At 71.1% G+C, this 3,175-nt stretch carries 4 protein-coding genes; 2 read left to right on the top strand and 2 right to left on the bottom strand.

The window, feature by feature from the left end; all coding sequences use genetic code 11:
* A partial coding sequence (locus tag AC30N0_RS01570; RefSeq protein ID WP_489516183.1) for a PhoH family protein occupies nt 1-971 on the bottom strand: 971 nt, incomplete at its 3' end.
* An 87-nt stretch (nt 972-1,058) separates the two neighbouring features.
* Here AC30N0_RS01570 and ruvA point away from each other — a divergent pair.
* Nucleotides 1,059-1,628 (top strand): Holliday junction branch migration protein RuvA, encoded by a 570-nt coding sequence (gene ruvA / locus AC30N0_RS01565; protein ID WP_489516182.1) that lies wholly within the window; start codon nt 1,059-1,061, stop codon nt 1,626-1,628.
* A 50-nt stretch (nt 1,629-1,678) separates the two neighbouring features.
* On the opposite strand, the gene AC30N0_RS01560 is transcribed toward ruvA, so the two are convergent.
* Entirely contained in the window at nt 1,679-2,206 is a 528-nt protein-coding gene (locus AC30N0_RS01560) for a copper chaperone PCu(A)C (protein ID WP_489516181.1), read from the bottom strand.
* Between the two features lie 42 nt (nt 2,207-2,248).
* On the opposite strand from AC30N0_RS01560, the gene ruvB reads away from it, so the two are divergent.
* Nucleotides 2,249-3,175, top strand: a 927-nt coding sequence (gene ruvB / locus AC30N0_RS01555) for a Holliday junction branch migration DNA helicase RuvB (protein ID WP_489516180.1), incomplete at its 3' end; no start/stop codon positions are given.

Raw genomic sequence — 3,175 nt, 5'->3', positions numbered from 1 at the left:
CAGGAACGTTCGTCGGCCGCGCCATAGGCCTCGACGATGCGGGCGACGAGCGGATGGCGCACCACGTCGGCCGCCGTGAATCGGGTCGTCGCGATGCCCTTGACGTCGGCCAGCACGCGCTCGGCGTCGATCAAGCCCGAGGTCGCGCCGCGCGGCAGGTCGACCTGGCTGGTGTCGCCGGTGACCACGGCCTTGGAGCCGAAGCCGATCCGGGTCAGGAACATCTTCATCTGCTCCGGCGTCGTGTTCTGCGCCTCGTCGAGGATGACGAAGGCGTGGTTCAGGGTCCGGCCGCGCATGAAGGCCAGGGGCGCGACCTCGAGGGTCGCCTTCTCGAAGGCCTTGGCGACGCGCTCGATGCCCATCAGCTCGTAGAGGGCGTCGTAGAGCGGGCGCAGATAGGGATCGACCTTCTGCGCCAGGTCGCCGGGCAGGAAGCCGAGCCGCTCGCCGGCCTCGACGGCGGGCCGGGTCAGGATGATCCGCTGCACGGTGTTGCGCTCGAGGGCGTCGACTGCGCAGGCGACCGCCAGGTAGGTCTTGCCGGTGCCGGCCGGACCGATGCCGAAGGTCATGTCGTGGCTCAGGATGGTGCGCAGGTAGGCGACCTGGTTCGGCGTCCGCCCGACCAGGTCGTGGCGCCGCGTGCGCAGGCGCAGGTCGACCTCCGTCGGACCCGGCTCGGCGGCGTCGGCGGCGGGCGGCGGCACAGGCTCGCTCAGCACCTCGAGGATGGCGAGCTCGAGCTCGTCGCCGCCGATCGGCCGCGCCGCCCGCCCGTACAGCTGCTGCAGCAGGACGACGGCCCGCTCGGCCCGTCCCTTGGGCCCCTCGATGCGGAACGATTCGTTGCGGCGCTGGATCTTGACCTCGAAGGCCGCCGCGATGGTGCGCAGGTGCTCGTCGAGGCTGCCGGACAGGTTGGCCAACCGCTCGTTGTCAGGCGGGATGAAGGCGTGGCGGAGGATCACGGGCAAGGCGGTGCGGGTGTCGGTCGGCCGGTGCGGCCGGACCGGATTGTCGGGGAACCGGCAAGGGACAGGCCGGATAATCCGCCCATGATCGGCCGCCTCACCGGGACCCTGGCGGAAAAGACGCCGCCGCAGATCCTCGTCGACGTCAACGGCACCGGCTACGAGGTCGACGTACCGATGAGCAGCTTCTACAACCTCCCCGAGGTCGGCCGGCAGGTCACCCTGCTGACCCACTTCGTCGTCCGCGAGGACGCCCAGATCCTGTTCGGCTTCCTCACCCGGGAAGAGCGGGCGACGTTTCGCCTCCTGGTCCGCATCTCCGGGGTCGGCCCGCGCACCGCCCTGGCCATTCTCTCGGGGCTCGCCGTCGACGAGCTGGCCCGCGCGGTGAGCCTGCAGGAGAGCGCGCGCCTGGTGAAGGTGCCCGGCATCGGCAAGAAAACGGCAGAACGGCTGCTGCTGGAGCTGAAGGGCAAGCTCGGCGACGCCGTGGCGACGCCGACGAGCATCGGCTCCGCCCAGGCCGACATCCTGCAGGCGCTGATCGCTCTCGGCTACAGCGACCGGGACGCCGCCGCGACGCTGAAGACGCTGCCGGCCGAGGTCGAGGTGGCCGCCGGCATCAAGCTCGCCCTGCGCGCCCTCGCGAAGTAGATCCCGCTGCGCATCGGCCCCGGGCCCGCACCTGCCCCGGCTGGCCGAGCTCAGTGCGGATGCGCCTTCGGGTGCGCCGCGGCGCCATCGACCGGCTTTGGCTGCTGCACCACGACCTTGACCTCGGCCTTGCCGCCGCGCTCGAACTCGAGCGTCATCGGGAACGAGGCGCCTTCGCGCAAGGGCTCGCGCAGGCCGACCAGCATCAGGTGCACGCCCTGCCCCGGGCGCATGCGGACCGTGGACCCGGGCGCCAGGACGATGGCGTCGACCTCGCGCATGCGCATGATCCCCTGCGCGTCGACGGTCATCGAGTGCAGCTCGACGCTCGCCGCGGCCGGCGTGCTGGCACGCAGGAGGCGGTCGGCCTGGGCACCCTTGTTCTCGAGCCTTGCGACGTAGGCAGCGCCGTTCTTGGCGCCGGGGACGGTCGGCGTCGCGAAGGGGTGGCCGATGGCGACGTCGCCGGCGTCGCCGCCGTGCGCGAGCGCCGGGCCGACGAAGGCGAGGCCGGCGCCGAGAAGCAGCGTCGAGAGCGCCCTCGGCAGGCGCGACATGAAGGCTGGCAGCGGGCACATCGGGCGAGTCTAGCAACCGGGGCAGGTGCCCATAATCGCGCGATGAGCATCCACACCGACGAGTTCGCGGCGCGCCCCGACCTGCCGCGCCCGGCCTCGGTGCGCGTGGTCAGCAGCGCCCCGGTGTCGCCGAACGAGGAGGCCATCGAGCGGGCGCTTCGGCCCAAGGGTCTCGCCGAATACATCGGCCAGGCGAAGGCGCGCGAACAGCTCGAGATCTTCATCGGCGCAGCGAGGATGCGCGGCGAGGCGATGGACCACGTCCTGCTGTTCGGCCCGCCCGGCTTGGGCAAGACGACGCTCAGCCACATCATCGCCAACGAGCTCGGCGTCAACCTGCGCTCGACCTCGGGGCCGGTTCTGGAAAAGCCGAAGGACCTCGCCGCCATCCTCACCAACCTCGAGAAAAACGACGTCCTGTTCATCGACGAGATCCACCGGCTGTCGCCGATCGTCGAGGAGATCCTCTACCCGGCCCTCGAGGACTACCAGATCGACATCATGATCGGCGACGGCCCGGCGGCGCGCTCGATCAAGCTCGAGCTGCAGCCCTTCACGCTGATCGGCGCGACCACCCGCGCCGGCATGCTGACCAACCCGCTGCGCGACCGATTCGGCATCGTCGCCCGGCTCGAGTTCTACAGCGCCGAGGAGCTGGCCAGGATCGTGCACCGCTCGGCCGGGCTCCTGAACGTGCCGCTCGATGCCGAAGGCGGCATCGAGATCGCCCGGCGCTCGCGCGGCACGCCGCGAATCGCAAACCGGCTGCTGCGCCGCGTCCGCGACTTCGCCGACGTCAAGGGCAACGGCGCGATCACCAAGCCGCTGGCCGACCGCGCCCTGGCGATGCTCGACGTCGACCTGCACGGCCTCGACGTCATGGACAGGAAGCTCCTCGAGGCCGTCATTCACCGCTTCGACGGCGGCCCGGTCGGGCTCGACAGCGTCGCCGCGTCGATCGGCGAGGAG

Source organism: Rhizobacter sp., from assembly GCF_031412495.1.
In the GTDB taxonomy this organism is placed as follows: Bacteria; Pseudomonadota; Gammaproteobacteria; order Burkholderiales; family Burkholderiaceae_C; genus Schlegelella_A.
Note: the sequence above shows the minus strand (reverse complement) of the source record. Positions and strands in the feature narration are given on the sequence as shown.